Below are 25,394 nucleotides of genomic sequence, written 5' to 3' on the forward strand. Positions count from 1 at the left end.
CATCCCTGCGAAGTCCTCCGGTTAGCGGATGAGTTGGCTCAGTTCGCGGAACTGCGGATCGGCCGCGTCGCGCAGCCACTCGAACAGCACCGATTCGTGGTTGGTAATGATAGCCCCAGCGGCGCGCAGGCGTTCCAGCCCGTTGCGTTTGCGCCCGGCGTCGCGCGAACAGACCCCATCCTCCACCACGAACACCGTGACCCCCGCCTCCAGAAGCTCCAGCGTCGTCTGGGTGACGCAGATGTGTGCCTCGGCGCCGGTGAGGATGATCTGGTCGCCGGTTGTCAGGCGGTTGTTCAGCTCTGTTTCGGCGCAGCAGGAGAAGGCGGTCTTGTCGGTGACCGTCCCGTGCCCTTGCAGTGCCTGCTGCAGGCGGGTGGTGAGGTCGCCAAGGCCTTTCGGGTACTGCCGCGAGATCTCGATCGGAATATCCAGCTGGCGCGCCGCTTCGATCAGGCGTGCCGTGTTGCGCTCGACCTCGGCGCGCGCGGCGTCTGGCATGGCGGCCAGTAGACGCTCCTGCAGGTCGATCAGGACCAGGCGTGAGCGGGCACGGTCGCAGCGGTCTCCCAAATTGGATGCAGGGCGTTCCATCACTCCAGCAGGTCGTTGATGGCCTCGATGTCGGCCACGCTCAGGCGGCCGGCGGCGCGCTGCAGGCGCAGCGATTCGCTGAGGAAGCCGTAGCGGGCCTCGGCATAATCGCGTTCGGCGCGGAACACCTCGCGCAGGGCCAGCAGGACATCGACCTGGGTGCGAGTGCCGACCTCGAACCCCGCCTCGGCGGCTTCGAATGCGGACTGGGTGGACGCCAAGGCCTGCTCCAGCGCCCGTACGCGCGAGCTGTTGGAGATCACCGACAGGTAGGCGCTGCGGGTGTCCTGGGTGGTGCGGCGCTCGACCAGCGATTGACCTTCCTGGGCTGCCTGGAAGTCCTCTCGCGCCTGACGCGTCAGACCACTCACTCGGCCGCCGGTGTAAAGCGGGATCTCCAGTTGCACGCCGACCTGGGCGTCGGTGCCTTCGAAGAATGCGGCGGTACCACCCGGAGGAATGTCGACCCCGTGAAAGCGGTTCTCGCTTACCGACGCGTTCAGGTTCAGGCGCGGCAGGCCCTCGGCACGCTGGCGCTGAATCTGTTCGCGGGCCGTCTCGGTGCCGAGGCGTTGAGCGGCCAGTTCTAGGTTGTTGGCGAGGGCGATGTCTACCCACGCCTGAGGGTCAGCTGGGTCCGGCGGGGTCAGCTCGGCGTCGTCGCGCAGGATGTCGAGTTCGTCCCAGTAGGTGTTGGTGATGACTGCGAGCTGTTCGCGGGTGAGGTCCAGCTGGTTCTCGGCGGCGATGCGTTCGGCCTCGGCGAGATCGCGTTGGGCTTGTGCCTCGGTGACGTCGGTGCGCGCGACCAGACCCACATCGAAACGGCGTTGGGTCTGTTCCAGCTGGCGGCCGATGGCTTCGAGTTCGGCTTCTCGGAAGGCCAGGGTCTCCTGCGCGATCAATACATCGAAGTAGGCCTGGGAAACGCGCAGGATCAGGTCCTGGCGTGCGGCATCCAGCTCGGCCTCGGCGCGGGCGATCTCGAGATCGACCTGTGCCAGTTCAATGTAGTTGCGGCGGTCATAGATGCTCTGGGCCAGATTGATACCGAAGCTGGTCTGACGGCCATCGGTGCTGCTGCTGACGCCCGACGGCGCATTCCGGTCGTCGCGGTAGAAAGCGCCCGCCTCGGCCTGCCCGGTGAGCTGGGGCAGCAACGCGGAGCGGGCGATCGGGCGATTCTCGAGAATGCTGCGGTACTCTGCCTCGGCGGTGCGTAATTCAGCGTCTTCCGCTGCGGCGCGCTCGTACACCTCCATCAGGCTGGAGGCGGCGGCCGGAGAGGAGACCAGTAAGGCCAGCCCGGCGGCGGCGAATAACGACGGCAGACGGTTCATGAGACGCAACTCCGGAAGGATATAAGGAAAAGCCTATCCTATCAGAGCGTGTATCGGCATGGGGTGCCTGGGAGGTGCCAGGTGCCGGGGCGTACTTGGTGGGCTCAGAACTCGAACGCGGGCTTCGCTTCGAAGCCGGCCAGCGGCTTCACCCGGGTCTCGAACAGGCCTTCGTGGAGGCAGTCGTCCTCGGTGGTGCGGGTGATGAGCTGGGCCTCCATGATCGGGCCGTCGCCGGTAATGACGAACAGTCGACCGCCGAGGGTCAAATAGGGTTCGAGGAAGTCGTCGTACTCGGTCATCCCGCCGGTGAGAATGATCGCGTCATAGCGCGGACGCGGCGGGGCCCAGTCGGGGGTCACGGTGGCGGTGCGCAGATGCGCGTTTTCGATGCCCAGATCCGTCAGCCGATTGCGCGCGGCCAGGCGAAATTCGTCGATGCGCTCGGCGCTGTCGACGTGGGCGGCCAGGTGGGCGAGGCAGGCCGTGACGTAACCGGATCCGGTGCCGATTTCCAGTACGGTCTCGGTGGGTTGCGGCGACACCGCTTGCAGCAGGCGGCCGATGACCACGGGTGACAGGGTGTTCTCGCCGTGCCCCAGCGGGATCTCGGAATCGGCATACGCTAGCGCCTGGTAGGGGTCGGGCATGAAGCGCTCGCGCGGGAGTGTCTCCATCGCGTCCAGCACGCGCGTATCCAGCACGTCCCAGGGGCGGACCTGCTGCTCGACCATGTTGATCCGGGCCTTGGCGAAATCCATCGTGGTTTCCTCGTATACCATCAATAGCCGCGCAAGATTACGTCCGCACGCCGGCACAGGCAAGTAAGCGTTGTAGGAGGCCAGCCCTCTGGCCGATTGGCCACTCCAGCACCCCATCGGCCAGAGGGCTGGCCTCCTACGCGTCGGGGTGCTCGCCCAGGGCGTTGGCGATCGCCTGGATGCGTTCGCGCCGCAGGGCCTCGCCCAGCGCCTTGCCCTTGTATCCCTCGGCGATCAGCGCTTGTGGCTGTACACCTTGAGCCGCAGCCACGGCGGTACGCACGGCATCGGCCTGGGGGTAGGGCTTGTCCTCCCATCCGGTACGACCCCGGAAATCGGCTTCCACTGCGAGCAGGAACGGCTCCACGTTCTCTGGCCGGCGCAGAACGTCGAGGCCGTCGACCAGCTTCATCACCGTCTTCGGGCGCAGTTCGAACACCCGGTGGACCAAGCCGTGGTAGCGCGCCACGCGCACCGCAAGGTCGCGGTAGCGGTTGGGAATACGCAGGCGCTCGGCCAGGGCGCGGATCAGGTCCACCCCACGTTCCTCGTGCCCGTGGTGGCTGGGCAGGATGTCCGGATCGGTCGTGCCCTTGCCGAGGTCATGCACCAGCGCGGCGAAACGGACCTCGGGCGTGTCGGACAGACGAGTGGCCTGGTCCAGGACCATCAGTGTGTGCACGCCGGTGTCGATCTCCGGGTGGTAGCGCGCGGGCTGGGGGACGCCGAACAGCCGCTCGATCTCCGGGAACAGGACAGCGAGCGCCCCGGCCTCGCGCAACACCTCCAGGAAGCGGCGTGGGGCCGGGCTCTTCAGGGCCTTCTCGCATTCTGCCCATACCCGCTCGGGCACCAGTGCGTCGACCTCGCCGGAGGTGACGAGCTCGCGCATCAGGGTGCGGGTGTCGTCGGCTATCTCGAAGCCCCAAGGGGCAAGCTGCGCGGCAAACCGTGCGACACGAAGCAGGCGCACCGGGTCCTCGGCGAAGGCGGGCGAGACGTGTCTTAGCTGGCGGGCCTCAAGGTCGGCCTGGCCGCCATAGGGATCAATCAGGGTGCCGTCATGATCCTCGGCCATCGCGTTGATGGTGAGGTCGCGGCGTTCGAGGTCGTCTTCCAGCGTGACCTCGGGCGAGGCGTTGAACTGGAAGCCGTGGTAGCCGCGTGCGGTCTTACGCTCGGTGCGCGCGAGCGCGTACTCCTCGTGGGTCTCGGGATGCAGGAAGACCGGGAAGTCACGGCCGACCGGGCGAAACCCCGCGGCCTCCATCGCCTCCGGCGTGCTGCCGACGACGACGTAGTCGCGCTCCGAGAACGGGCGCTCCAGCAGGCGGTCGCGAACCGCGCCGCCGACGATATAGGTCTGCATCGCGGCTGCCGATTCGCGAGGCCGGTCAGCCGCGGCCTGATCCGCGGTTGAGGGTTCGCAGCACCTGCATGCGCGCCTCCCGGCCGGCGCCGCCTCCGCCCAGGTAGCTGGGGGCGATGGATTCGAGCCGGGTGGGGCAGGGCAGTTGCTGCTCACCGTCGCAGACCGAGTCGATGGTCAGCGAGGCGAAGTTGTCGCGTGACAGGGGTTTGCCGGGCACGAATTCCAGCATGCTTGCCTGTAGCTTGCCGGCCCAGTCCGGCAGACCGATCACCGGACGGCGATGGCCGGAGACGCGGCCGACGTAGCGGACCAGTTCGTCGAGGGTATAGGTCTTCGGGCCGCACAGCTCATAGCCCTGGCCGAAGGTGTCGTGATCCTCCAAGGCCTCGACGAAGTGTTCGGCTACGTCGCCGACGAAGACTGGGGCGAAGCGTGCCTGTGCGCGGGCCAGCGGCATCATCGGCGAGAAGCGCAACAACGTGGCGAAACGGTTCAGGAAGGAGTCTTCCGGCCCGAAGATCACCGATGGGCGAAACACGGTGACGGCCATGGAGTCGCGAGCGAAGACGGCCTGCTCGGCCTCGCCCTTGGTGCGCAGGTAGTGGCTGGGGGCGTCGTCCATGTCGGCCTTCAGCGCGCTCATCTGCAGGAAGCGGCGGACGCCCTGCGATTCTGCGGCGTTCAGGGCCTTTTCGGTTAGCTCGACGTGCGCGGCGCGGAAGCCAGCGCCGTTGCGGCCGCGTTCGTTCAGGATGCCGACCAGGTTGATGACCGCATCCTGACCCGCGAACACGTGTTCCAGCGTGGCGGGATCGTGGGCGCTGCCCTCGATCAGATCGACCTCCGGGTTGACCAGGAGATCACGGTGACGATGCGGACGGCGCGTGAGAACGCGTACCTTGAGGCCGCGGTCAATTAGACGGCGGATGATGTGGTGACCAACAAAGCCCGTGCCGCCGAGCAGGCAGACATTGCGAATCGAATCGATCGACATGGTGGCAAGGTCCTTCCGAAAGCGAGTGCGGGTCGTCTTATACTCGGCTGACCCGCATTGTTCAAACAAGCCCCTAAACGGGGACCTGACGCGCGAGGCGCCAATATGACCGAACTGACCGCAATCAATCCCGCCTCTGGTGAGGTCCTGGCACGCTATCCGCGCATGGATGAAGCGTGTCTGGAGGCGGCATTGGCACGTTCCGCCAGCGCCGCGCCGGACTGGGGCGCGCGACCAGTGGCCGAGCGTGCCGCCCGGCTGCGTGACCTGGCCGGGGTGCTGCGCGCGGCCCGCGAGGCGCTGGCCACCACCGCAACCCAGGAGATGGGCAAGCGCCTGGCCGAGGCCCGGGCCGAGGTCGACAAATGCGCGAACGCCTGCGAGTACTACGCCGACCACGGGCCGGATTTCCTGCAGGACACGATGATCGCCTCGGATGCCTCGCGTTCCTTCATCGCCTGGCAGCCGCTGGGTACCGTGCTCCTGGTGATGCCCTGGAATTTTCCCTACTGGCAGGCCTTTCGCCAGGCGATCCCGGCGACCCTGGCGGGCAACGCCGTGTTGCTCAAGCACGCCTCCAATGTCCCTGGTTGCGCCGCGCATCTGGAGCGCGTGTTTGCCGAGGCCGGCTTTCCCGAGGGCGTGTTTCAGAATCTGCCGGTCGGGTCCGATGCGGTGGCCGGGATCATCGCCGACCCGCGGGTTCAGGGTGTGAGCCTGACCGGCTCAGAAGGTGCGGGCCGCGCGGTAGGCGCCGCTGCAGGCAAGGCGCTGAAGTCTTCGGTGCTGGAGCTCGGCGGTTCGGATGCCTTTGTGGTGCTGGCGGATGCCGATCTTGATTACACGGTGGAGCAGGCCGTGCGCGGACGATTCCAGAACAACGGAGAGACCTGCATTGCCGCCAAGCGCTTTATCGTGGAAGGGTCGGTGGCCGATGCGTTTGTCGAGCGCTTCCGGAAGGCCATCGAGGCCCTGGTGATTGGCGATCCGATGATGGAGCAGACCAACATCGGACCTTTGGCGCGTGACGACTTGCGTGACGAGTTGCATGACCAGGTGCGGCGCAGCGTGGATGCGGGTGCCACCTGCGTGATTGGAGGCCAGCCGCTGGACCGTTCCGGCGCCTTCTATCCGCCCACCTTGCTGGACCACGTCGAACCCGGCATGGCCGCCTTCGACGAGGAGACCTTCGGGCCAGTGGCGGCGGTCACCCGCGCCCGGGACGCCGATCAGGCCATTGCACTCGCCAACCGTTCGCGCTTTGGCCTGGGTGGCAGCGTCTGGACCGGTGATCCGGTACGCGGCGAGGCGTTGGCCCGACGGCTGGAATGCGGCTGTGCCTTCGTCAACGGCATCGTCAAGAGTGACCCGCGCCTGCCTTTTGGTGGCGTGAAGGATTCCGGCTACGGCCGCGAACTCTCCGAACTGGGCATCCGCGAATTCGTCAACGCAAAGACGATCTGGGTCGGCTGATACCCCCGCTTAGTGTCGTGCGCGGTAGAGGGCGAGTTCCAGGCGGTTGTGGCGGTCAGCGTGGTCGCGCTTTTCTAGGATACGGGCGATCAGGGGTTCGTCGCGGTCCAGCAGGTCGGCGGCGAGCTGGTTGCTCTCGCGCGGGAGGTAGCCGAGCTGGTGGTCAATCCAGTCGATTGCCACGGCCTTCGAGTCGTGCGGGTTCAGGCGTTCGCGGCGCAGGGTCAGGGCCTGCCCACGCTTGAGGGCTTCCCACAGCTTCGGAGCGGCGTGGTGGCGGTAGCCCGCGAGCGGGATCGTCTGTAGCAGCTCTTCGGTGGTGGCCGTAGCGTTGTAGGCGCCACGTTGGGCGTAGTAGCCCCGCAGGACGGGGGTGCGGCGGGCCTGGCTGCGCGGGCGAGTCGGTTGCATGGTCGCGCTCCTTTGATTGAGGTTGCGACCGTTTTAGCACCGGGGGTGGCTCACAGGTTGAGCCACCCCAGGTTTTATTGTTTCGAGGCGGTTGCCGTCGAAGTGGGTTCCCAGCGGACCGGGTCCCCGACTTGGAGGATGCCGGATTCGAGGGTACGCAGGCAGATGCCGCTGTCGCGCCCCAGTGCGCGGGCGAGGTTGTAGCCTACGACTTGATTGAGCCAGCCACAGGGTGGGCGCGGCCGGAGGATGGCGAAGCGGACCTGGCCGATCACCAGCACGCCTTCGTGGGGGCTGCGCCGCAGTCCGGTGATGACGAGGTTGCGCCGATGTTCGCCTGGTGTGCTCGCGGCGGGCTCGCGCAGGCGCCGGGCGCGCCGCGCGGCGCGGTCAAGCTCGGCGCGGCAGATCAGCGTGACCGGGCAGGACTCGACCGGGTGCCAGTGGCCGCGCCCGAGAGCGTAGCGATCCCCCTCCAGACCCGCATCGTCCACGTGGGTCTGGTGGCGGTTGCTCATCGGGGCCCCGGCGGTTGCGGCGACCCAGATGGTTTCGAGGGTGCCTTGCGTCGGGGTCGGGCGCAGCCACTCGAGCCATCTGCCCAGCACGGCGGCCAGCATCACGCTGGGCTGCTCCCTTCGTATTGCCGTGCGGCGGCGCGCAGGGCCGTGGCCACGCGCTCGCGTAACGCGGGCGGCCCGATCACCTCCACACCCTCGCCATGGCGCAGGATCTCCTGAATCAGTTCGGTGGGATCGGAGTACGGCACCTGCAGGTGGTAGGCCGAGCCCTCATGGCGCCCGATTTGGTCGGGGTGCCAGGTCTCGTCGGCGACCCAGCGGGCGTGCTCGGCGGTGAAGCGTAGCTCGGCCCATTCGGTGGCCGGGCCGGTGAAGATCCCGAAGGCGGCGTCGGTGTGCTGGTCCAGGCTCGCCGCGTCGACCTCGCGGAGTGGCCCAGCGACGCGCTGACAGTCGCGAATGCGTTCCAGGGCGAAGGTCCGCAGGTCGTTCGCGGTTTCGCACCAGGCGATCAGGTACCAGTTGTCGCGGTAGTGCAGCAGACGCTGCGGGTGCACGGTGCGATGGGTGGCGGCATTCCGCGCACGGCCGTGATACTCGATCATGACCGGGTGGGCGTTCAGGGTGGCCTCGGCGATGTCCTGGAACGTCTCGGCCGGGCCGGCGCGCTGGGCCAGTGGCTGGATGCGGATGCGGCGGCGCAACTCGGTGTGGGCGTGGCCACCGCTTTCCAAAGCCTCGCGGATGCGTTGTTTCAGTGGACCCATCATCGGGGACAGCAGCCCAGGCTGCACATCCTCCAACAGCTGTTCCATGGTCAGCAGGGCCAGCAACTCGGATTCGTTGAACCACAGCCCGGGCAGCTCGAAGGCCGGGGCATCGGACGCGTAGTGATAGCCGTTGGCATGCGGGTCGTATTCGATGGGCGCCTGCATAAAGTCCCGCATGTACTCGATGTCCCGCTTGATGGTGGCGCGGGAGACCTCCAGTCGCTCCATCAGTCGCGCCAGTGACGGGGTCTGGCGCCCCTGGAGCAGGCGGTGCAGGTGGAAGATGCGTTCGGCGCGATTCATCGCGTCAGTCTGGGGGCGTGCATCTGCGAAACGCTACGTGCAGGACCCGTCCTCTGGCAACTGCGGGGACTCGGTTACCAGGCTTGTGACTGCGTGCCTCGCGGGCGGCCAGGCAGGCCAACTGTCGTGGCCGGTCGTGCGCAGAGGGCGTGTCGGCCTCGGCATGTGGGGACTCACGTCGGTGGTTCGTTCGCGTCGGCGGGGTGGCGGACGGGATGCTCCGGCGCTGTACGGTAATGCCACCCAGGCAGGATTCCAGGATCAGCTCGCGGATGAGCTCGTGGACCGTATCCCGCGACCGCGGGCCTTGGCATTCGCCGGGTGACAGAACCCCGGACTCGAGTAGTTCCTGCAATGCCTCATCTTGCCATTCGGCAACGGTGCGGTCCGACTCCTCGTCCACGATCCGCAGTATGGGATCGCGGCGTTCCAGCCATGCATCGAGTTTGAACATCCCGGCCTCCTTTATCACAAACAAGAATCATTCTCATATAATCCGGTGAGGCGGTAATGGTGTCAAGCGATAGCCACTCGTTTTGGCCACTGTGCTGAGCTTTGTGAAGGGGTTGGGCGCATCTCTGGCGACGGCCATTAAAAAAGCCGCCTGACGAGGGTCAGGCGGCAATGCTAACGGAGGTTGGAGAGACCAAAGGCAGTAGAAGCTCGCCTTTTCGTCAGGCGACATACAACTGTCCGGGCTGTATGTCGAAGTGAGAATCATAAGCATTACGATTAACCATTGCAAGGGTCGGATCGATGGCAGAGCGAGATGCACGTCACGGGCTTCCAATTCGGCCACAAAGGGGTGGTGACGCACTGGCTCAAGGCCAGTCGAGGCGCAGCAGGAGGCGGGTATGGCCTTTCGCAATGGGGGGCGAGCGGTGGACCGCGCCTTGTCCGCGGGCAGTGGGGCAGCGTTCGCCCTTCATCAATATGACCTCGCCCGTTTTAGCGGTAATGGGCGCTTGGCCACCCAGGACGCCCAGGTTGTCACCGCAACGCAACGACTCACGGCGGACATAGCGGTCGTCGGCATATTCGGTGCCCGGACCGGTGTAGCTGCAGATCATGCGGAGCACGTTGTTGTCGACATGGAACAGGGGGCATGGCTGGTGGTTCAGGACCTCGAGCTGGACCCGCACACTGACCGTCTGCGCGACGACAGCGAAGTTGTGTGCCAGTCGTTCCATGTCGTAGGCCAGGTAATGAAGCTCGAAGGGACGCAGGCCGCTTGCATCAAGCAGGCGGCTGCGTGTTTGATCCGGCCTGCAGCACACATCCAGCACCATGCCCTGTTGGTGCGCAGCCATCTGCTCAGCCTGTGATATCAGGGCCGGGTCGAGCACGCGACGCCAGATCAGGGCATTTACGTTATTGCGATGAATCCCTTTGAATTCCCTGGCTCGGTCGACAAAACGATGACGGCTGGGATTGCGACGGGTGTCCGGGTGAGCCGTTCCAGCGGATGTCATGCGGGTTGCACCACCTGGGCCCCGTTATCTACTGGTTCTTCTCCTTCGGGGTCCTGTCCGAGACGCCAGACGGGAAACGGGTCGTCATAGGCTTCCCAGTGTTCGGGCCCTTGTGCCATTTCGTCATCGGTTAACAAGCAGGCATCCAGACGCTGGCGCATCGTGTCGGCATCCATTCGGATACCGATCAACACGATCTCCTGGCGACGGTCGCCGAACCGTTCGTCCCACACCGGCGCAATGGTGGTCTCCCACCAGTCCTCGTTGGTTGGGCGTTTTTCTGGTGGAACCGCCGCCCACCAGAAACCAGCGGCGTGGTGGGTGAGGGCGCCTCCGGCCTGCGACAGGGTGCCGGCCCAGTCCGATCGCGAGGCCAGCCAGAACCACCCCTTGCTGCGGATGACGCCCGGCCATTCCTCATGCAGCAGGTTGAAGAATCGCGCGGGATGGAACGGCCGGTTGACGCGGTAGACGATACTGGAGATGCCGTACTCCTCGGTCTCCGGCGTATGGCCGCCCATCATCTCCTGAGCCCAGCCTGCGGCCTGGGAGGCGCGGTCGAAATCGAAACGCCCGGTGCCCAGCAGTTGCTTCGGCGATACCTTGCCGTGGGTGGTCTCGATGACGTTGGCTTCGCGGTTAAGGGCGCGCACCACACCGCGCACGGTATCCACCTGATCCGCCGAGGCACGGTCCATCTTGTTGAGGATGATCACGTCCGCGAACTCGATCTGGTCCACCAGCAGGTCGACCACCGTACGTTCGTCGTCTTCACCCAGGGACTCGCCGCGCTCGCCCAGGAAGTCGCTGGAGGCGTAATCCTGCAACAGCGCGCCGGCGTCCACGACCGTCACCAGGGTGTCCAGACGCGCCACGTCGTCCAGGCACTGGCCATCCTCGTCGCGGAAGGCAAAGGTCGCGGCCACCGGCATGGGTTCGGAGATGCCGGTGGACTCGATCACGAGGTAATCATACTGGCCGGATTCGGCGAGACGGCGAACCTCGACCAGCAGGTCGTCGCGCAACGTGCAGCAGATACAGCCGTTGGTCATCTCGACCATGCGGGCGTCGGTGCGAGTAACCGCATCCTGACCGCCACGGATCATGGCGCTATCGATATTCACCTCGCTCATGTCGTTGACGATCACGGCGACGCGCAGGCCTGCCTGATTGTGCAGGATATTGTTTAGCAGGGTGGTCTTGCCGGCTCCGAGAAAGCCGGAGAGGACGGTAACGGGCAAACGTTTCATGGTGCCTCCTGATATTCGGTTGCGGGCAGTGTTCGGGGCTATCGGCTGTAGACGTGTTCGGTCTTTTCCTGGCGTTCCTTGACCTCGATGCACAGGGTCGCCGTTGGGCGGGCCAGCAAGCGGGGCAGACCGATCGGTTCGCCGCTCACTTCGCAGTAGCCGTAATCGCCGGTTTCGACGCGGAACAGGGCCGCATCGATCTTTCGGAGTAGGCGGCCTTCGCGCTCCTGCACCCGCATCGACAGAAGACGCGACTCCTCCATTGCTGCCCGGTCAAGCTCGTCCGGGGTGCGTTCGTTGTCGCGCAGTCCGTCCCGGGCGCCCTCCATGTCGGTCAGGATCTCGTCGCGCATGTCGAGCAGGCGCTCGCGGAAGTACGCGAGCTGGGCCTTGTTCATATAGGCCTCGGCAGGCATGGCCAGCAGTTCGTCGCGGGTCATGGGGTTCCGTCGGTTGATTTCAGGATGTTATACCATAACGTTTCGATTGAGCCCCGACAACACGGATCGGCCACCGGCCTGTGATGTGGTCGACCCGCCAGCAACAAGGTGTTTTATGTCCTCTACCTATGTGTCTACGGCCTCGCCGGATACGGAAACCTCCGCGCCCGATCCGCTACCGGATATTGCCGCGTCGGCTGCTACGCACGCCTCCGCGCTCGACTGGGTGGGTATGGAAGACATCACCCTTCCGCTGTATCTGACCGGCCAGCCAGTGATCGCCCGGGCCAGCGCGGGGGTGAGCCTCGACGACGCGGGCGCGCGCGGTATCCATATGTCGCGGCTCTACGGGGCCCTGCGGCAGCTGGAGTCCCGCGAGTTGGACGTTGCGCGGCTGTGTGGCGTGCTCGAGGCGTTTCTGGCTTCGCACGATGGTCTGTCCAGCGTGGCCGAGGTCCGTCTGGCCGGGGAGCTGCCGCTGGAACGGCCGGCCCTGGTCAGTGCCGCCGCGGGCTGGAAGCGCTACCCGTTCCGGATCGCTGCACGCAGCGAGTCCGGGGCGGTGTCCCTGGAGCTGGAGGTTCAGGTGGGCTATTCCTCCACCTGTCCCTGCTCCGCCGCGCTGGCGCGGCAGGCGATTCAGGAACAGTTCGACCGCGACTTCACACGCTCGGCCGTGGATGCGGCAACCGTTCGCGAATGGTTGGGCCGGGCCGAGGGCATTGTCGCGACGCCCCATAGCCAGCGAAGCGAGGCAACCGTCACGGTCGGTCTGGATCCGTTGGTATCGAGGCTGCCCCTGCCCGATCTGATTGACCGCGTGGAACGGTCGCTGGGCACCGCCCTGCAAACGGCGGTAAAGCGCGTGGACGAGAAGGCCTTCGCCCTCGCCAACGGTCGCAATTTAATGTTCTGCGAAGATGCCGTACGGCGTCTGGACAGCACCCTCCGCCCGGAGTACTCCGCCCGCGGCTATCGCATCCAGGTTCGCCACCGCGAGAGCCTGCATGCACACGACGCCGTCGCGCGCATCGCGCGTTGGCCGTCCGGTAATCGCTGAAGCCGCGAGTCCGGTTCGTACCCTGGATGCCTGTTGGTACCGGGTATGCATAAAAAAGCCGCCGGATGTGCAATCCGGCGGCAATGTTAACGGAGGTTGGAGAGACCAAAGGCAGGAAGTCACCTTTCGTCCTGGCGACACACAGCTGTCCGGGCTGCGTGTCTAAATGCGAATCATACGCACGTGCATTTACATGTCAAGCCTTGGCCTGTGACTTCTTCTCGGTTGCGGGGTGCTGGTCACGCATGGCGCGCGCGGCCTTAACCATTGCCTCCAGCGCTGGACGGACCTCGTCCCAGCTGCGGGTCTTGAGTCCGCAGTCGGGATTGACCCACAGCCGCTCGACCGGGATCCCGCGTGCCGCCTTTTCCAGAAGGGTCACCATCTCCTGTACCGTGGGGAGGCGCGGAGAGTGGATGTCATAGACACCCGGCCCGATCTCGTTGGGGTAGGTGGATCGCTCGAAGGCATCCAGCAGTTCCATGTCCGAGCGGGCAGTCTCGATGGTGATGACATCGGCATCCAGGGATGCGATGGCCTCGATGATGTCGTTGAACTCCGAGTAGCACATGTGGGTGTGGATCTGAGTCACGTCGGCTACACCGGAGGTGGCGACGCGAAAGGCGCGCGCAGCCCATTCCAGGTAGTGATTCCATTCGCCTCGTCGAAGCGGAAGCCCTTCCCGAAGCGCCGGCTCGTCGACCTGGATCACGCCAATGCCGGCGGCCTCGAGGTCGGTGATCTCGTCGCGCAGCGCCAGGGCGATCTGCAGGGCAGTGGCCTCGCGTGACTGGTCATCGCGCTCGAAGGCCCATTGCAGCATGGTCACCGGCCCCGTGAGCATGGCCTTGACCGGCTTGCTTGTGAGGGACTGGGCGTAACGTGTCCAGTCGACGGTCATCGGACTGGGCCGCTGCACATCGCCGTAGATGATGGGGGGTTTCACGCAGCGCGATCCGTAGCTCTGAACCCAGCCGTGCCGGGTAAAGGCATACCCGTCGAGTTGCTCGCCGAAATACTCCACCATGTCGTTGCGTTCGGGCTCGCCGTGCACCAGCACGTCCATGCCGATGTCTTCCTGGAAGCGGATTACGCGAGCAATCTCCTGGCGCATGGTGCGCAGGTAATCATCCCGGGTTAGCTCACTCCGGCGGTAGTCACGGCGCACCCGGCGAATGGTCTGCGTTTGTGGGAACGAACCGATGCTGGTGGTCGGGAATAATGGGAGGTCGAGTGAGCGTTGTTGCAACGGTGCACGCTGTTCATAGGCCAGGGCACGGCGGGCGTCATCCGGGGACAGTCCCGCCACCCGTTTCCGAACCTGCGGAATGCAAGTACGAACGGCGTTCTGGCGGCTGCTGTGCACGCGCCGACTGTGTTCCAGCTCTTTGGCGACGGCCGCACGTCCCTCGGTCAAGCCGCGCTGGAGGATCGCCAGCTCCACCAGTTTCTGGCGCGCGAAGGCCAGCCAGCCGCGTACCTCCGTGTCCATGCCGGTTTCCTGTTCCACGTCAACGGGCACGTGCAGCAGCGAGCAGGAGGGTGCGAGCCACAGGCGAGAAGTACCGAGGCTGCTGACGGCGGGCTCCAGAGTGTCCAGGCTGGCCTCCAGATTGGTGGCCCATATGTTGCGCCCGTCGATGATTCCCAACGACAAAATCTTGTCCTGCGGCAGCCGGGCCACCAGGGTCGAGACCTCCATCGCGCCGCGCACGGCATCCACGTGGAGCCCCGCTACCGGTAGTTCCAGTGCCAGGTCGCGCTGGCTGCCAAGGCCACCGAAATAGGTCGTGAGCAAGAGGCGTGGCCCGCCGCGGTGGAGACGGTCGTAAGCCGCCCTTAGCGCCGACTGCCACTCGACGGGCAGATCCAGTGTGAGGATGGGCTCGTCGATCTGAACCCAAGAAACCCCCTCTGCGCTGATCCACTCCAGGAGTTCCTGATAGGCCGGGACGAGCCGGTCAAGCAGTTCCAGTGGCTCCCCGTCATCCTTCATCTTCGCCAGGTACAGAAAGCTGACCGGCCCCAGCAGGACAGGCTTGGGCTGCAGCCCCATCTCGCGCGCCTCCCGGATCACCGTTCGTAGTCTGTCTGGAATGGCCGCAAAGGTTTGTTCGAGGGTCAGCTCCGGGACCAGGTAGTGGTAGTTGGTATCGAACCACTTGGTCATCTCCAGCGCCGGCACATCGGGCAACGCATCGTTGTGGGAACGACCTCGAGCCATGTAGAAAGCTAGGTCCAGCGGGTGCTCGGCCGCTGCGGCATGAAAGCGCTCCGGCAGAACGCCCAGCGTCAGCATCATGTCCAGCACGTGGTCGTAGAAACTGAAGTCGCCGACCGGGACCTGTTGGATGCCAGCTTCGCGTTGCCAGGCCCAATGTCGCTGCCGTAACTCGCGGCCCGAGGTTTCCAGTTGATCGCGGCTGATGTTGCCGCTCCAGTAGCGCTCAAGAGCCGTCTTCAGCTCGCGACGGGCGCCAATGCGGGGAAAGCCAAGATTATGGGTGGTGATCATGGATCTATAGACTCCGGGTTGAACACGGCGTCCAGTCTCGTCATGCTTGATACATGAGTAAAACGATATTTATTCACGAAAACCATGAATTCAACTCATGATCTGTCGGGAGTACTCGAGCTCCGGCATCTGCGGGCGGTTTGCGAGATCGTGCGGTTGGGGAGTGTGACTGCCGCGGCTGATAGCCTTTGCGTAACTCAGTCGGCACTGTCGCATCAGCTGCGCCAGCTTGAAGACCGACTGGGTGTGACCCTCTTCGAACGCCGAACGCGTCCGGTGCGGTTATCGGCTGCCGGAGAGCGGCTACTGCAGGCGGCTGACCGGGTGTTGCCCGAGGTCACCGCCGCGCAGCGTGATGTTGTGCAGATCCGCGACGGCGGACGTGGCCGACTGTTTCTGGTGCTGGAGTGCCACAGCTGCTTTCAGTGGCTGATGCCGGCCGTAGGTGCCTTTCGGCGGCACTGGCCGGAGGTGGAGCTGGATCTTACGCTTAGCCATGGATTCACGGCACTGGACGCCCTGCGCAACGGCGATGTGGATGCGGCCGTTGCGGTGGACCCAGTGGATGACCCTGAGCTCGAGTCGGTGCACTTGATGGAGTACGAGAACCTGCTGGTGGTGCCGGCCGGCCACCCGCTCGCTGAACGCGCCTGCCTGGAGCCCGAGGATCTGCGCGGTGAGACCCTGATCACTTATCCGGTCAGCGAGGAGCGCCTGGATATCTATCGGCGTTTTCTGCACCCGGCCGGGGTGACGGTTCCGCGCCGGACGACCGAGGTTAGTGCGATGCTGCTGCAACTGGTAGCGAGCCGCCGTGGTGTGGCGGTTTTGCCGGACTGGGCCCTGCCCGAGCTGGAGGCGGGGCTCAACGGGGGAGAGAGTGAGCCTGTCGCGACCCGTCGTGTCCGGCTTGGTCACGACGGCCTGTGGAGCAACCTGGCCATCACGATGCGCCGCGCAGACCGGGAGCGTCCTCACATACTGGATTTCGTCGCTACGGCGCGCGACACGTTGCGCCAGACCCGAGGATAGACGGCGGGACCCGTGCTACGGCCCGGACGGCACTGACTGCGGGGTGCCTGCCGCGTCGGGCATGCCGCGATGCCGGTCGGCCATCGGTTCGGCCGCGATCAGGTAGTCTGCACCGTGTTTCAGCCCCTCCTGGCTGCGGGCCAAAGGCAGGGCGCGTTCACGCAGTGCCTCGATCTGGTGGTGCATGGCCTTGGCCAGATCCTCGTCGCTGAAATGCGGCAGTTGCCGCAGGCACAGGTCGAGCTGGCCGTTGACGAACCGTGCGCGATAGTGGATGGGAAAATAGCGGACATCCAGAACCCGGAATCCCGCGATTCCAAGCTGACGCATGACCCAGGATGATGGATATTCGCGATAGGGCCGATTGCCGGCAATCAGCAGGCAAGCGTCACGCAGGCGTCCGATCTCCCTCACGAGCGCGCTGGCCTCATCCTTCGGTTCCACCAGAACGTAGGGTTCGACGCCCACCAGGTACAGTCGGTCGCCCACGTGGGGCCATATCCGGGGCAGGGCTCGGTCCTGCCAATAGGGCGCGAAGCCTTCGATCGCGCCGATGAAGTAGTCGAGCAGGACGGTATCGAAGCGTTCACCAAACAGCAATTGCTCCGACATCCAGTTGCCGACCATGATGCGGTCCTGGCGGCGACGGGCCGTGCCCGCTGCCTTCTTCACGGTCGTCGCCATCTGATTGGAGGCAGTTACAGCCGTCCAGCGCTCGGTGTCCAGGCCACATATCCACTCGACCGACTTCCGCCCGGTTCCGGCATCCAGAAAACTGCCCCAGGGACGCTCACCCTGGAGCTTCTCGATCGCCTGGAAGATCGGCGAATCCGCTGCATTGGGGGTCGATGAAGTCGTGTGGGAGCTTTTCTTGTGCGTGGTTTTGAGAGGCATTTTTAACTCCTGGGTCGGTCCTCGAATTGAATAGGCCGAGGGCCGTCAGTTCAGCGCCACATCGCGACCATTCGGGCGGCGAGAGCGAGTACGACGTTCACTAGTACGAGTACCGGGGCGAAGGGTTGGTCCAGCGGTAGGCTTAGACTCCAGGCGATCAGGAATCCGGCCAGGGCGAGCGACTGCGCCCACAGAAAATGGCCACAAAGGTTGCGCGCCAGATGGGCGGCGCCCCAGGCCGGGAGCAGCAGGCTGGCTAGCGCGGCTGGCAGGCCCAGGACCATGCTTCCGAGCACGATCGCCGCCACCAGCCAGGCAATCTCCGTCAGGCGCAGCCATGCTGCCGGGGCGGGTGTGGCGGGCACGTCGGGGTCGAGCTGAGCGTGGCGCCATACCTTCAGCAAGCCGGGTACTAGCACCAGGCTGGCGAGTGCTAGTGCCGCAACAGCCCAGAGTTCCTGCGGTCCCGCGAAGTACAGCTGACCCTCGGCCCAGGCCGCGGCGGCGAGGCTGGCCTGCGAGAAATTGGCCGCCAGCAACGTGACCGCGGCCAGTCCGGCCAGGAAAACGGCAAGGGGTAGACGCTCGCGGTCCGGGGTGCGTTGCAGCAGCGCCATTACGCCAGCGCCTAGCGCGAGTGCCACGGGAAGTACCGGCAAGTGCAGCACGGAGGCCAGGACCCCGCCGGCCGCCGCCCATTGTCCAAGTGCCAGGGCCTGCCAGACCGAACCGCGCAGGAACAGCCCGGCTCCGGCCAGCGCGAGTACAGCCGTGACCAGTAGCCCGGCGACGAACGGAACGAGCAGGAGGTCACCCAGCATCGAAGTAGCCCTCTAGTGGGTGGTTCTCCACGCCGATGGCTCGCAGGAAGTCATCATCGTGGCTGGTCATGACCAGTGTCGCGTTGGCCGGAAGTGCAGCGATCAGGGAGACGGCGTCGCCCCTCACCTCGGCGTCAAGGTGGTTGGCCGGCTCGTCCAGCAGGACCAAGCGCTCACGTGACGGTTGTGCGCTGCCGCTGTGCAACGCGGCGGCGAGACGCAGTAACTGCCACTGACCGCCGCTCAGGCGGTCGAGACGCCGGTGGAGCAGCGCCTGTATGCGGGGTTGATCCGGAACATTTGCCCCCATCGCCCGGAACCAGTCGTGTCCGGATAAAGGCCAAGGCTGTCGCCGAGGATGGTCCTGTCCCAGCAAGCTGACATCCACATTGGGTGCGAGGTGCAGCCGGCCGCCATGCACCCTTGCCTGGCCCGTAACGGCCTTCAGTAGCAGGGATTTGCCAACGCCATTGGGGCCGGTCAAGGCCCAGCGCGCACCGTTGGGTACATCAACTGACAATGGCCCCAGCACCGGACGATCAAATCCGAGCCGGGCGGACTGTACGCTCAGGATGGCAGGGGTGGCGTTCGGCGGCATGTGGGCTCGTCAGAGTTGGGAAGGCGCAAATGATAACGGACCCGGAAAGTGACTTTCCGGGTCCGAACCTTTAGTCGGCTTGTGTCGCCAGGTTACCGTTGGGGCAGGCTTTGCGCCCAGGTGGTCATCAGATCCAGATAACCCTCCAGCGCCGAATCGGCGGGCGGATCCAGCGGCACGGCATTGGTGGCCCAGCCGAGATTGCGTTCCAGGAATTCCGCGCCGCGCGGCGGCTGAAATTCGGCATACAGCACGGTGCCCTCGGTGCCTTCGAGATCACTGACCAGGCTGCGCAGGTGGCGCGCGGTCGGCGGGATGCCCGGGGCGGGTTCGAGGTAGCCGACGATCTCGACCGGCAGCCATTCCTCCAGATAATCGAGATCCTCGTGGTAGACCACGATGCGCTGGTCCGGTTCTACCTGTTCGGCCAGGGCCTCGGCATGTTCGCGCAGGCGTTCAGCCGTGCGTTCGGCGCGTTCCATGAAGGTGTCGGCGTGGTCGGGACGGAGCTCGCCCATGCGCGCGCCCAGGGCTAGAGCGAGTTCGGCCATACGCAAAGGATCGGCGTTGAAGTGCGGGTTACCCTCTTCATGCACATGGCCCATGTTCGGGCCGTCCATGGTGATGGAGCGGCGCAGTTCGACCTTGTCCGCCCCACGGAAGTGGCCCGGTTGGCCGGAGTTGATCGCGCGGTTGCTGGCACCACGCTGGGCGGCCGGGAGCCAGCCTTCTTCCAGGCCGGCGCCGAGTTCCAGCAGCATGTCGGCGCGACGCAGGGCGGCCATGAAGCTGGGGCGGGCGTCGAGGTAATGAGCATCGCGGTCCGGCGGCGCGAGGACGCGGACTTCGGCCTCATCGCCGCCAATCTCGCGTGCGATGGCGCCGAGGCTGGAGGTGGTGGCGACGATATTGAGGCCGGCCACCGCCTGGCTGGGTGCCAGCAACAGGGCCGCCAGGGCGATCGTTGCCATGCCCGTGAACAATCGGGTGGTGTGAGAGCGAATCATGCGATGAAACATGCGGGACTCCTTGGAAAAGGGTTGCGTGTCTAGTGTGTCCCGAAGCCGGCGTATCCGCCGAGCATCGGGAGGTGCGTGGGCCCGAGCGGACCCACGCGAGCGAACATCAGAAGCGGTGTGCGCCGTGCGCGCCGAGGGCGACATTCAACTGCAGCATGAACTCCAGCCCGCGGTCGCGGTGGCCGTCGTCATCGATGAAGTCGTTCTGCGAGAGCTGGGCGCGCAGGAAGACCGGCTCCACCGGGCGGAAGGTGACCTGGGCCGTATGCCGGTAAGAGGTGCCGAAGGAGTCGCCATCGCCACGGCCAACGTCATTCGTCAGGCCCAGGGCCTCGGCGCGCAGGCCGGCTTCCCAGCGCGGAGCAAAGCCGTATACGCCTTGGACATAGATACCGTCCTGCTTGTTCTTGAAGGATTGTTCGTTCCGGACGAAACCGATCGGTCCGTTGTTATCCTCTTCGAAGTTCACGTCACGGCGATCGACGTCGATCTCGCGGTAGAAGTACTCGCCCTGTAGGCGCCAGTCGCCGTGACCGTAGGCGCGCCCGGAGCTGTACTTGTAGACGGCATCCACACCTGCAAACCAGGCGCTGCCGTCCCAATCCTCGAACCGGGTGCTGTGTTCGTCGCTGACCTGATAGCTGTTTGCGTAGCCGCCGGAGACACCAAACTGAGCGGCATGGTCGGGACCGAGATCCGGGCCGAATTTGGCAAAGGCCGTTATCAGACGCGGGCCGGACCGGTCACTAAGAATACGATTCTGGCCATTGAGGGCCGATTGACCGCCCTCGTAGTTGGCGATGCCACTGGTTTCACCCTGCAGCAGTTCCACGCCCAGCTGGGTGTAGGTCTCGGTTGGGGCAACCCAGGTCGCCTGGACGCCGGTCTCCTGCAAGCCGTGGTCGCCGAACAGGTACTCGTTGACCAGCGGGCGATCGACGAAGTCCCAGTCATGCACATGGCGGCTGTTGATGTAGCCGATGTCGGACAGGAACTTACCCGCCTTGATCTGGAAGCCACCGGGCAGGGCTCGGGTGGTCAGGTAAGCCTCTTCGACCTCTACATGGTCTTCGTCGAAGCCGAGCATAAGCACGCCATCGAAGAGGTCGCCGAGATTGGCCTCGAAGACGAGCTCGGAGTGTCCAAGATTGAACCCGTCGTCGAACCCGTGGTCGTGACCATGCCCGTGGTCATGCCCGTGGTCGTGGCCATCGTCGAAGCCGGCGGGATCGCTGATGCCGTGCGACAGTTCGTTGTAGTAGACCCCTTCCAGGATCAGGGAGACGTCCAGCCCCCAGGAGCGGTTTTCCGATTCGGCGCTCCACTGCGCCGAAGCGAGCCCGGGTGCGGTCAAGGCAACAGCCGCGAGGCCGGTAAGGGTGGGGCGAAGAAGAAGCTGATGGCGGTTCATGGCGGGACTCCCTGCTACATGGAACGGAACGTTATAGAGTTACTATTCGATAATGAACGTTACAAGATAACGTTTCGTTTCTCAAGCGCAGTATGTAGGGACGGCACCCCTCTCGGGGGAAATGTTTCAAGCGTCGGTGAGGCCGGCACGCGCGAAGGCGGCACGCCAGTGTTCCAGTTTTTCGGATAGGCTCAGGCGGGCGTTGGCGGGGCTGGTCGAGGGCAGGCGCACGGCCTCGACGCCCAGGGCGCGAGTCTCGTGGATACGCCGCGCGCTCTCGGCGCCGTTGTGGATGATCAGGCGTAGCCCCGGTGCCTCACGGGCTAGTCGCCCAAGGTCGTTGGGCACGGGCTGTCGGATGGCGCTGTCCAGGCTGCCCTCCCGCGAACAGGCGCCATAGACATCCCACAAACCCACGCCGCGGGATAGCAGGCGTTCCACCCGGTTGGGGTAATCCAACTCGGCGAAGGGTTCGCCCAGAATCTGCCCGACGATGGGCCAGAACTGGTTGCGGGGGTGAGCGTAATAGGCCTGCGCCTTCAGTGATGCCACGCCGGGGAAGCTCCCGAGCACCATCACACGGGTATCGGCTCGCAATAGGGGCGGGAAGGCCGCCAGATCGGGTGTCTGGGACATGCCAGCAGCGGGATCGGACGGGGTTATTCGAGCGCATCCGTCTGGCGGCAGTCGGCGCACTGGCCGTGTAGTTCTACCATGCGCGAGTCGATCTCAAAGCCTATTGCCTGCGCCTCTTTCTCCAGTGCCCGGCTGGCGGGTTCCGGGGTGTGAAACTCGGTGATCTGGCCACAACCGTCGCAGATCATTAGCGCGGACTCGTGGCGTTCGCCTGGGTGCGAGCAGGCGACAAAGCCGTTCAGGCTCTCGATGCGGTGGATCAGCCCCTGCTCGAGCAGGAAGGCCAGGGTGCGGTACACCGTCGGTGGCTTGATGGAGTGATCGTCCGAGGACAGCGCGTTGATCAGGTCGTAGGCCTTAATCACGCCCTCAGTGCGCAGGATCTGCTCGAGGATGCGTTTGCGCTGTTCGGTCAGGCGCGCACCTTGGCGGGCACAGACGTGCTCGGCATCCGCCAGGGCTTGGTCGATGTCCGGCGTGTTGGTCTCGGCGGCAAAAGTCATACGCCTAGGATAGCCCAAACCGCCCCGCAGTCCGTAACGCCCTTTCCCTTCGCCGCCACGCTCAAGCGGGGTTGGTGGCCGTTGCGGGCGCTTCCGGCTCGTCGGGCTGGGTGTTCTCGGGGCGAGCGAAGACCTCGGCGGCCCAGCGGGCGCGCTCCGCAGGCATCTCGGTCTCGCGTGCCACCATGTGTGCCTCCACTGCGGTGATGCGGTGGTCGAGGCCCTCGCCGTTGGCGATCTGGATGGCGAGCCCCGGGCGTGCATTCAGTTCGAGGATTAGCGGTCCGCGGTCGGCGTCGATGACCACATCGACCCCCAGGTAACCCATCTGACTGAGTTCGTAGCAGCCCGCGGCCAGCTCCATCAGCTGTTCCCAGCCGGGGATCTGCAGGCCGACGATGCTTTGTTCGCTATCGGGATGTTCGCGACAGGGCTTGTTGTAGCGTACCCCGCCGATGGTGCGGCCGGAACCCAGGTCGATACCGGTCCCGACCGCGCCCTGGTGCAGGTTGGCCTTGCCGTCAGAGTCCTGTGTCGGAAGGCGCATCATCGCCATCACCGGGTAGCCGCGGTAGACCACCGTGCGGATATCCGGCACGCCGCGGTAGGAGACCGAATCGAAAATTGACGAAAAGCGCACTCGCTGTTCGATCATGGCGACATCCGGTCGGCCGCCCAGGCTGTACATGCCGGACAGGATGTTCGACATGTGGTCGTCCAGCTCGCTTAATTCCATGGCGCGGCCGCCTGCGCGGCGGGGGCGATCCCCGCGCCAGCCTTCGATGACCAGGATCCCGTCGCCGGCCGCCCCGTGCGCGGGCTTGATGACGAAACCGTCTGTATAGGTTGGAAGCTGTGTCCGTACATCGCGGATCTGGCGGTGGGTGCGCACGACACCATAGAGCTCGGGTACCGCCAGGCCGGCGTCTAGCGCCAGCTGTTTGGTCTGCAGCTTGTCGTCCACCCGCGGGTAGAAGCGCCGCGCGTTCCACGCGGCGATGTAGCGGGCATTGCGGGCGTTCATCCCGACGATGCCCTGCTCCTTCAAGAGGCGCGGACGTACAAACCGTGGCAGCCAGGCGGGCATCAGTCGGTCCTCCGCATGGCTTCCTGGATGCGACCAAAGCGGAACAGCTCCGTCAGGCGATAGCCGGTATAGCGTCCCAGCAGCAGGGTGATCGCCAGCAGGACCAGCAGCAATTCTGGGAACACGAATAACAGGTGTTCCAGCTGGCGGTTGGCCATCAGTCCATAGGCCGCGGCGGCGACGACCAGGCTGCCCACGCCCTGGGTGATCGCGTCCGCCGGGCCGTGTTCCTCCCAGACCACGGACATGCGCTCGATCGTCATGGCGAGGATGACCATTGGGAACAGCGATAGGGCCAGGGCCCGCTCGAAGCCGAGATGGTGCGACAGTACGCTGATTGCGAGCATCAGCATGATCACCACGCTGACGACGGCGGCGAGACGCGGTACCAGCAGCAATCGTAGATGCTCAAGGTAGAAGCGCACCACGAGGCCAAGAGAGACGATCAGGGTGAACAGGATGATGCCCGTCAGAAGCTGAGTCTCACGGAATGACAGTGCGATCAGCACCGGCATGAAGGTGCCGAAGGTCTGGATGCCGATCACGTTGCGCAGGAACACGATGATCATGGCGCCCAGGGGTACCATCAGCAGCACCCGATAGGTGTTCTGAGTGCCCAGCGGTAGATCCAGGGTGGAGAAGTCCAGAATGCGGGTGTCGAGGGTTTCTCCAAAGCGCTGGATGGTGGCTAGCGCATCCTGCACCCCGCGCGAGACAGCGAATCGCACCTCGGCATTCTCGCCATTGCTGACCTCGAGGAGCGGGGCGCTGCCGTGCGACCAGACCACCACGTCGTCGGGGTATTCGACGGTCCCGGTTTCCGGATCGATCGGCACCCAGCGTCGGGTGTTGTGTACTTCCAGCCAGGTCTGTGGCTCGACGTCGCGGCGTCCATCGACCAGTCGCAGGGCCGTCACTTGGCGCGCGGGTATGCGGGCGGTCGCGAGCAGTTCGATCAGGGTTTCGGTCCGCCGGGTGCGATTGTCGTCGCTCTCGATGAAGACCGCTGCATTTGAGGCAGGGGGAGCGTTGGCAAGGTCATTGACCAGGACTGAGGCAAAACTCTGGATGTTGGAGGAGCGTTCCCGGACGTCGTCGATCAACGCCTCCGCCGCCGAGTGGAAGGGTTCGGTCCATTCCGGCGCCGCCACTGGTCCGGGATATTCGGCCTCGGATCGGTCGTCGCCGTCACGGTATAGCGTCGCTCGATAATAGAGCACCTGTTCGCCGCGCGGCTGCCGCGTGGTCCATTGGGCCACACGGTCGTCCGCCTGACTGAGGGTATTGAGCCCGTAGCCACGCGAGACATAACCCTCGTCCAGTATCGAGAAGTTGGGGAGGCGGTTGGGGATGCGTAATTCCACGGTTGTCGCACCACCGGTCGGCTGGTAGCGCACGCGGGCCTCCACCAGCCAGGTCTCGGCGGTGGCATCCGGTTGCAGAGGCATCCCCAGCGCACTCACCTTGTAAGCGAAGACCCCGAGCCCGATCGCGCTTAAAAGAACGATCAGGATCGGTAGGTGAAAGCGCTTCACTGATCATCCGCCGAGCAATCCGGCGCTTGTAGATGTTCGGCACCGGAATCGACCAGGATGTGCCCGGCCATGTGGCTGCGTCCGATCAGCGCCTGGTAGGTGAGGGCCGTGCGGTCGATCAGGCTGGTATCGGCGGTCAGGAGCTGGTTGCCGATGCAGAACTCCATGCGCACCACCGGCCGCTCCTGCGACTCGCCGCTATGGCGACGAATGCGCACGATGCGCTCGATTGGGCGCTCCAGGGTGATGCGGGCCTCTTCGTCCTCCGGGTCGACGACCTCGAAGCGGATCCAGTCTTCGCCGTCCTTCTCGAAACGTTCCTTGTTCAGAGCATTCAGCGATGACGAGGTGGCGCCGGTGTCCATGCGCGCCTCCAGAACGAAGTCTTCCTCCATGATGTGCACGTTCTCCACCGCGCCCAGAATGGCCATGGAGGGAACCGAGTCGTTCGCCCCGGCAGATTGCGTCAGACAGGCCAATCCGAGCAGCATGGTCAGCAGGATGGATTGGGTTAAGCTGGAACGGCGGGCGGCTGGGGCAGTCACGCAGTCTCCTGAAGAATTACAAAACGTCAAAGTGTAG

The 25,394-nt window shown here is 65.0% G+C and carries 26 protein-coding genes; 3 read left to right on the plus strand and 23 right to left on the minus strand.

Translation table 11 applies throughout. From position 1 onward, the window contains the following. Positions 1 to 21: 21 nt before the first annotated feature. The 5 genes from F462_RS06950 to F462_RS06970 all read right to left on the minus strand — a co-directional run bounded on the left by F462_RS06950 (position 22) and on the right by F462_RS06970 (position 5,061). Positions 22 to 594 (minus strand): isochorismatase family protein, encoded by a 573-nt coding sequence (locus F462_RS06950; RefSeq protein ID WP_038052730.1) that lies wholly within the window; start codon positions 592 to 594, stop codon positions 22 to 24. Beyond that, on the minus strand, positions 594 to 1,934 hold the full coding sequence (locus F462_RS06955) for a TolC family outer membrane protein (RefSeq protein ID WP_018141318.1): 1,341 nt from the start codon (positions 1,932 to 1,934) through the stop codon (positions 594 to 596). The genes F462_RS06950 and F462_RS06955 overlap by 1 nt, the downstream gene beginning before the upstream one ends. Before the next feature lie 104 nt (positions 1,935 to 2,038). Then, positions 2,039 to 2,695: a protein-L-isoaspartate O-methyltransferase family protein gene (locus F462_RS06960; RefSeq protein ID WP_018141319.1), complete on the minus strand. Its 657-nt coding sequence runs from the start codon at positions 2,693 to 2,695 to the stop codon at positions 2,039 to 2,041. Positions 2,696 to 2,831: 136 nt separating this feature from the next. After that, entirely contained in the window at positions 2,832 to 4,064 is a 1,233-nt protein-coding gene (locus tag F462_RS06965) for a multifunctional CCA addition/repair protein (RefSeq protein ID WP_038052732.1), read from the minus strand. 25 nt (positions 4,065 to 4,089) lie between these two features. Next, positions 4,090 to 5,061, minus strand: coding sequence for a complex I NDUFA9 subunit family protein (locus F462_RS06970; RefSeq protein ID WP_038052735.1), 972 nt, complete (start codon positions 5,059 to 5,061; stop codon positions 4,090 to 4,092). Positions 5,062 to 5,166: 105 nt separating this feature from the next. On the opposite strand from F462_RS06970, the gene F462_RS06975 reads away from it, so the two are divergent. Then, complete coding sequence (locus F462_RS06975; RefSeq protein ID WP_038052739.1) at positions 5,167 to 6,534, plus strand: NAD-dependent succinate-semialdehyde dehydrogenase; 1,368 nt, start codon at positions 5,167 to 5,169, stop codon at positions 6,532 to 6,534. 9 nt (positions 6,535 to 6,543) lie between these two features. Here F462_RS06975 and F462_RS06980 read toward each other — a convergent pair whose 3' ends face one another. From F462_RS06980 to dksA, 7 genes are all read right to left on the minus strand, one after another. Then, positions 6,544 to 6,945, minus strand: a complete 402-nt coding sequence (locus F462_RS06980) for an HIRAN domain-containing protein (protein ID WP_018141323.1) — start codon at positions 6,943 to 6,945, stop codon at positions 6,544 to 6,546. 74 nt (positions 6,946 to 7,019) lie between these two features. Then, a complete protein-coding gene (locus F462_RS06985; RefSeq protein ID WP_371180516.1) occupies positions 7,020 to 7,553 on the minus strand; it encodes an MOSC domain-containing protein in 534 nt (177 codons plus the stop codon). 11 nt (positions 7,554 to 7,564) lie between these two features. Beyond that, on the minus strand, positions 7,565 to 8,539 hold the full coding sequence (locus F462_RS06990; protein WP_038052746.1) for a helix-turn-helix transcriptional regulator: 975 nt from the start codon (positions 8,537 to 8,539) through the stop codon (positions 7,565 to 7,567). A gap of 4 nt (positions 8,540 to 8,543) precedes the next feature. Then, on the minus strand, positions 8,544 to 8,993 hold the full coding sequence (locus tag F462_RS06995) for a hypothetical protein (protein WP_038052748.1): 450 nt from the start codon (positions 8,991 to 8,993) through the stop codon (positions 8,544 to 8,546). A 367-nt stretch (positions 8,994 to 9,360) separates the two neighbouring features. Next, entirely contained in the window at positions 9,361 to 10,011 is a 651-nt protein-coding gene (locus tag F462_RS07000) for a DUF1826 domain-containing protein (protein ID WP_038052751.1), read from the minus strand. Further along, positions 10,008 to 11,261, minus strand: a complete 1,254-nt coding sequence (gene zigA / locus F462_RS07005) for a zinc metallochaperone GTPase ZigA (protein ID WP_038052753.1) — start codon at positions 11,259 to 11,261, stop codon at positions 10,008 to 10,010. Before zigA ends, F462_RS07000 begins: the two co-directional genes overlap by 4 nt. Before the next feature lie 38 nt (positions 11,262 to 11,299). Continuing rightward, positions 11,300 to 11,701, minus strand: a complete 402-nt coding sequence (gene dksA / locus F462_RS07010) for an RNA polymerase-binding protein DksA (RefSeq protein ID WP_038052756.1) — start codon at positions 11,699 to 11,701, stop codon at positions 11,300 to 11,302. A gap of 115 nt (positions 11,702 to 11,816) precedes the next feature. On the opposite strand from dksA, the gene folE2 reads away from it, so the two are divergent. After that, on the plus strand, positions 11,817 to 12,761 hold the full coding sequence (gene folE2, locus F462_RS07015; RefSeq protein ID WP_081911374.1) for a GTP cyclohydrolase FolE2: 945 nt from the start codon (positions 11,817 to 11,819) through the stop codon (positions 12,759 to 12,761). Between the two features lie 196 nt (positions 12,762 to 12,957). On the opposite strand, the gene metE is transcribed toward folE2, so the two are convergent. Beyond that, positions 12,958 to 15,276: a 5-methyltetrahydropteroyltriglutamate--homocysteine S-methyltransferase gene (gene metE / locus F462_RS07020; protein WP_038052766.1), complete on the minus strand. Its 2,319-nt coding sequence runs from the start codon at positions 15,274 to 15,276 to the stop codon at positions 12,958 to 12,960. An 84-nt stretch (positions 15,277 to 15,360) separates the two neighbouring features. On the opposite strand from metE, the gene F462_RS07025 reads away from it, so the two are divergent. Beyond that, positions 15,361 to 16,308 (plus strand): LysR family transcriptional regulator, encoded by a 948-nt coding sequence (locus tag F462_RS07025; protein WP_081911375.1) that lies wholly within the window; start codon positions 15,361 to 15,363, stop codon positions 16,306 to 16,308. 15 nt (positions 16,309 to 16,323) lie between these two features. On the opposite strand, the gene F462_RS07030 is transcribed toward F462_RS07025, so the two are convergent. The 10 genes from F462_RS07030 to F462_RS07075 all read right to left on the minus strand — a co-directional run bounded on the left by F462_RS07030 (position 16,324) and on the right by F462_RS07075 (position 25,303). Then, positions 16,324 to 17,202: a DNA polymerase III subunit delta gene (locus F462_RS07030; protein ID WP_038052768.1), complete on the minus strand. Its 879-nt coding sequence runs from the start codon at positions 17,200 to 17,202 to the stop codon at positions 16,324 to 16,326. Between the two features lie 50 nt (positions 17,203 to 17,252). Then, positions 17,253 to 18,023 carry a metal ABC transporter permease gene (locus F462_RS07035; protein WP_038052771.1) on the minus strand — a complete coding sequence of 257 codons (771 nt, stop codon included), beginning with the start codon at positions 18,021 to 18,023 and terminating at the stop codon, positions 17,253 to 17,255. Continuing rightward, positions 18,013 to 18,621: an ATP-binding cassette domain-containing protein gene (locus F462_RS07040; RefSeq protein ID WP_038052774.1), complete on the minus strand. Its 609-nt coding sequence runs from the start codon at positions 18,619 to 18,621 to the stop codon at positions 18,013 to 18,015. Before F462_RS07040 ends, F462_RS07035 begins: the two co-directional genes overlap by 11 nt. Before the next feature lie 92 nt (positions 18,622 to 18,713). Continuing rightward, positions 18,714 to 19,592, minus strand: a complete 879-nt coding sequence (locus F462_RS07045; RefSeq protein ID WP_244270881.1) for a metal ABC transporter substrate-binding protein — start codon at positions 19,590 to 19,592, stop codon at positions 18,714 to 18,716. Positions 19,593 to 19,746: 154 nt separating this feature from the next. Beyond that, positions 19,747 to 21,051 (minus strand): TonB-dependent receptor, encoded by a 1,305-nt coding sequence (locus tag F462_RS07050; RefSeq protein ID WP_038052778.1) that lies wholly within the window; start codon positions 21,049 to 21,051, stop codon positions 19,747 to 19,749. 126 nt (positions 21,052 to 21,177) lie between these two features. Continuing rightward, positions 21,178 to 21,687 (minus strand): DNA-deoxyinosine glycosylase, encoded by a 510-nt coding sequence (locus F462_RS07055; RefSeq protein ID WP_081911376.1) that lies wholly within the window; start codon positions 21,685 to 21,687, stop codon positions 21,178 to 21,180. 23 nt (positions 21,688 to 21,710) lie between these two features. After that, positions 21,711 to 22,190, minus strand: coding sequence for a transcriptional repressor (locus F462_RS07060; protein ID WP_038052779.1), 480 nt, complete (start codon positions 22,188 to 22,190; stop codon positions 21,711 to 21,713). Positions 22,191 to 22,251: 61 nt separating this feature from the next. Next, positions 22,252 to 23,277, minus strand: a complete 1,026-nt coding sequence (locus F462_RS07065; RefSeq protein WP_038052780.1) for an alpha-L-glutamate ligase-like protein — start codon at positions 23,275 to 23,277, stop codon at positions 22,252 to 22,254. Beyond that, complete coding sequence (locus F462_RS07070) at positions 23,277 to 24,812, minus strand: inactive transglutaminase family protein (protein WP_038052782.1); 1,536 nt, start codon at positions 24,810 to 24,812, stop codon at positions 23,277 to 23,279. The genes F462_RS07065 and F462_RS07070 overlap by 1 nt, the downstream gene beginning before the upstream one ends. Further along, on the minus strand, positions 24,809 to 25,303 hold the full coding sequence (locus F462_RS07075) for an ATP-dependent zinc protease family protein (RefSeq protein WP_051918136.1): 495 nt from the start codon (positions 25,301 to 25,303) through the stop codon (positions 24,809 to 24,811). The genes F462_RS07070 and F462_RS07075 overlap by 4 nt, the downstream gene beginning before the upstream one ends. Positions 25,304 to 25,394: the final 91 nt, after the last annotated feature.

Origin of the sequence: Thioalkalivibrio sp. ALJ1 (assembly GCF_000745395.1) — a bacterium.
GTDB lineage: Bacteria > Pseudomonadota > Gammaproteobacteria > Ectothiorhodospirales > Ectothiorhodospiraceae > Thioalkalivibrio.

Bases quoted from the DNA above. Each gene is read 5' to 3' on its own strand.
- F462_RS06950 (WP_038052730.1), bottom strand. From the start codon at position 594: ATGGAACGCCCTGCATCCAATTTGGGAGACCGCTGCGACCGTGCCCGC.
- F462_RS06955 (WP_018141318.1), bottom strand. From the start codon at position 1,934: ATGAACCGTCTGCCGTCGTTATTCGCCGCCGCCGGGCTGGCCTTACTG.
- F462_RS06960 (WP_018141319.1), bottom strand. From the start codon at position 2,695: ATGGATTTCGCCAAGGCCCGGATCAACATGGTCGAGCAGCAGGTCCGC.
- F462_RS06965 (WP_038052732.1), bottom strand. From the start codon at position 4,064: ATGCAGACCTATATCGTCGGCGGCGCGGTTCGCGACCGCCTGCTGGAG.
- F462_RS06970 (WP_038052735.1), bottom strand. From the start codon at position 5,061: ATGTCGATCGATTCGATTCGCAATGTCTGCCTGCTCGGCGGCACGGGC.
- F462_RS06975 (WP_038052739.1), top strand. From the start codon at position 5,167: ATGACCGAACTGACCGCAATCAATCCCGCCTCTGGTGAGGTCCTGGCA.
- F462_RS06980 (WP_018141323.1), bottom strand. From the start codon at position 6,945: ATGCAACCGACTCGCCCGCGCAGCCAGGCCCGCCGCACCCCCGTCCTG.
- F462_RS06990 (WP_038052746.1), bottom strand. From the start codon at position 8,539: ATGAATCGCGCCGAACGCATCTTCCACCTGCACCGCCTGCTCCAGGGG.
- F462_RS06995 (WP_038052748.1), bottom strand. From the start codon at position 8,993: ATGTTCAAACTCGATGCATGGCTGGAACGCCGCGATCCCATACTGCGG.
- F462_RS07000 (WP_038052751.1), bottom strand. From the start codon at position 10,011: ATGACATCCGCTGGAACGGCTCACCCGGACACCCGTCGCAATCCCAGC.
- zigA (WP_038052753.1), bottom strand. From the start codon at position 11,261: ATGAAACGTTTGCCCGTTACCGTCCTCTCCGGCTTTCTCGGAGCCGGC.
- dksA (WP_038052756.1), bottom strand. From the start codon at position 11,701: ATGACCCGCGACGAACTGCTGGCCATGCCTGCCGAGGCCTATATGAAC.
- folE2 (WP_081911374.1), top strand. From the start codon at position 11,817: ATGTCCTCTACCTATGTGTCTACGGCCTCGCCGGATACGGAAACCTCC.
- metE (WP_038052766.1), bottom strand. From the start codon at position 15,276: ATGATCACCACCCATAATCTTGGCTTTCCCCGCATTGGCGCCCGTCGC.
- F462_RS07025 (WP_081911375.1), top strand. From the start codon at position 15,361: ATGAATTCAACTCATGATCTGTCGGGAGTACTCGAGCTCCGGCATCTG.
- F462_RS07030 (WP_038052768.1), bottom strand. From the start codon at position 17,202: ATGCCTCTCAAAACCACGCACAAGAAAAGCTCCCACACGACTTCATCG.
- F462_RS07035 (WP_038052771.1), bottom strand. From the start codon at position 18,023: ATGCTGGGTGACCTCCTGCTCGTTCCGTTCGTCGCCGGGCTACTGGTC.
- F462_RS07040 (WP_038052774.1), bottom strand. From the start codon at position 18,621: ATGCCGCCGAACGCCACCCCTGCCATCCTGAGCGTACAGTCCGCCCGG.
- F462_RS07045 (WP_244270881.1), bottom strand. From the start codon at position 19,592: ATGGCAACGATCGCCCTGGCGGCCCTGTTGCTGGCACCCAGCCAGGCG.
- F462_RS07050 (WP_038052778.1), bottom strand. From the start codon at position 21,051: ATGAACCGCCATCAGCTTCTTCTTCGCCCCACCCTTACCGGCCTCGCG.
- F462_RS07055 (WP_081911376.1), bottom strand. From the start codon at position 21,687: ATGTCCCAGACACCCGATCTGGCGGCCTTCCCGCCCCTATTGCGAGCC.
- F462_RS07060 (WP_038052779.1), bottom strand. From the start codon at position 22,190: ATGACTTTTGCCGCCGAGACCAACACGCCGGACATCGACCAAGCCCTG.
- F462_RS07065 (WP_038052780.1), bottom strand. From the start codon at position 23,277: ATGCCCGCCTGGCTGCCACGGTTTGTACGTCCGCGCCTCTTGAAGGAG.
- F462_RS07075 (WP_051918136.1), bottom strand. From the start codon at position 25,303: ATGCTGCTCGGATTGGCCTGTCTGACGCAATCTGCCGGGGCGAACGAC.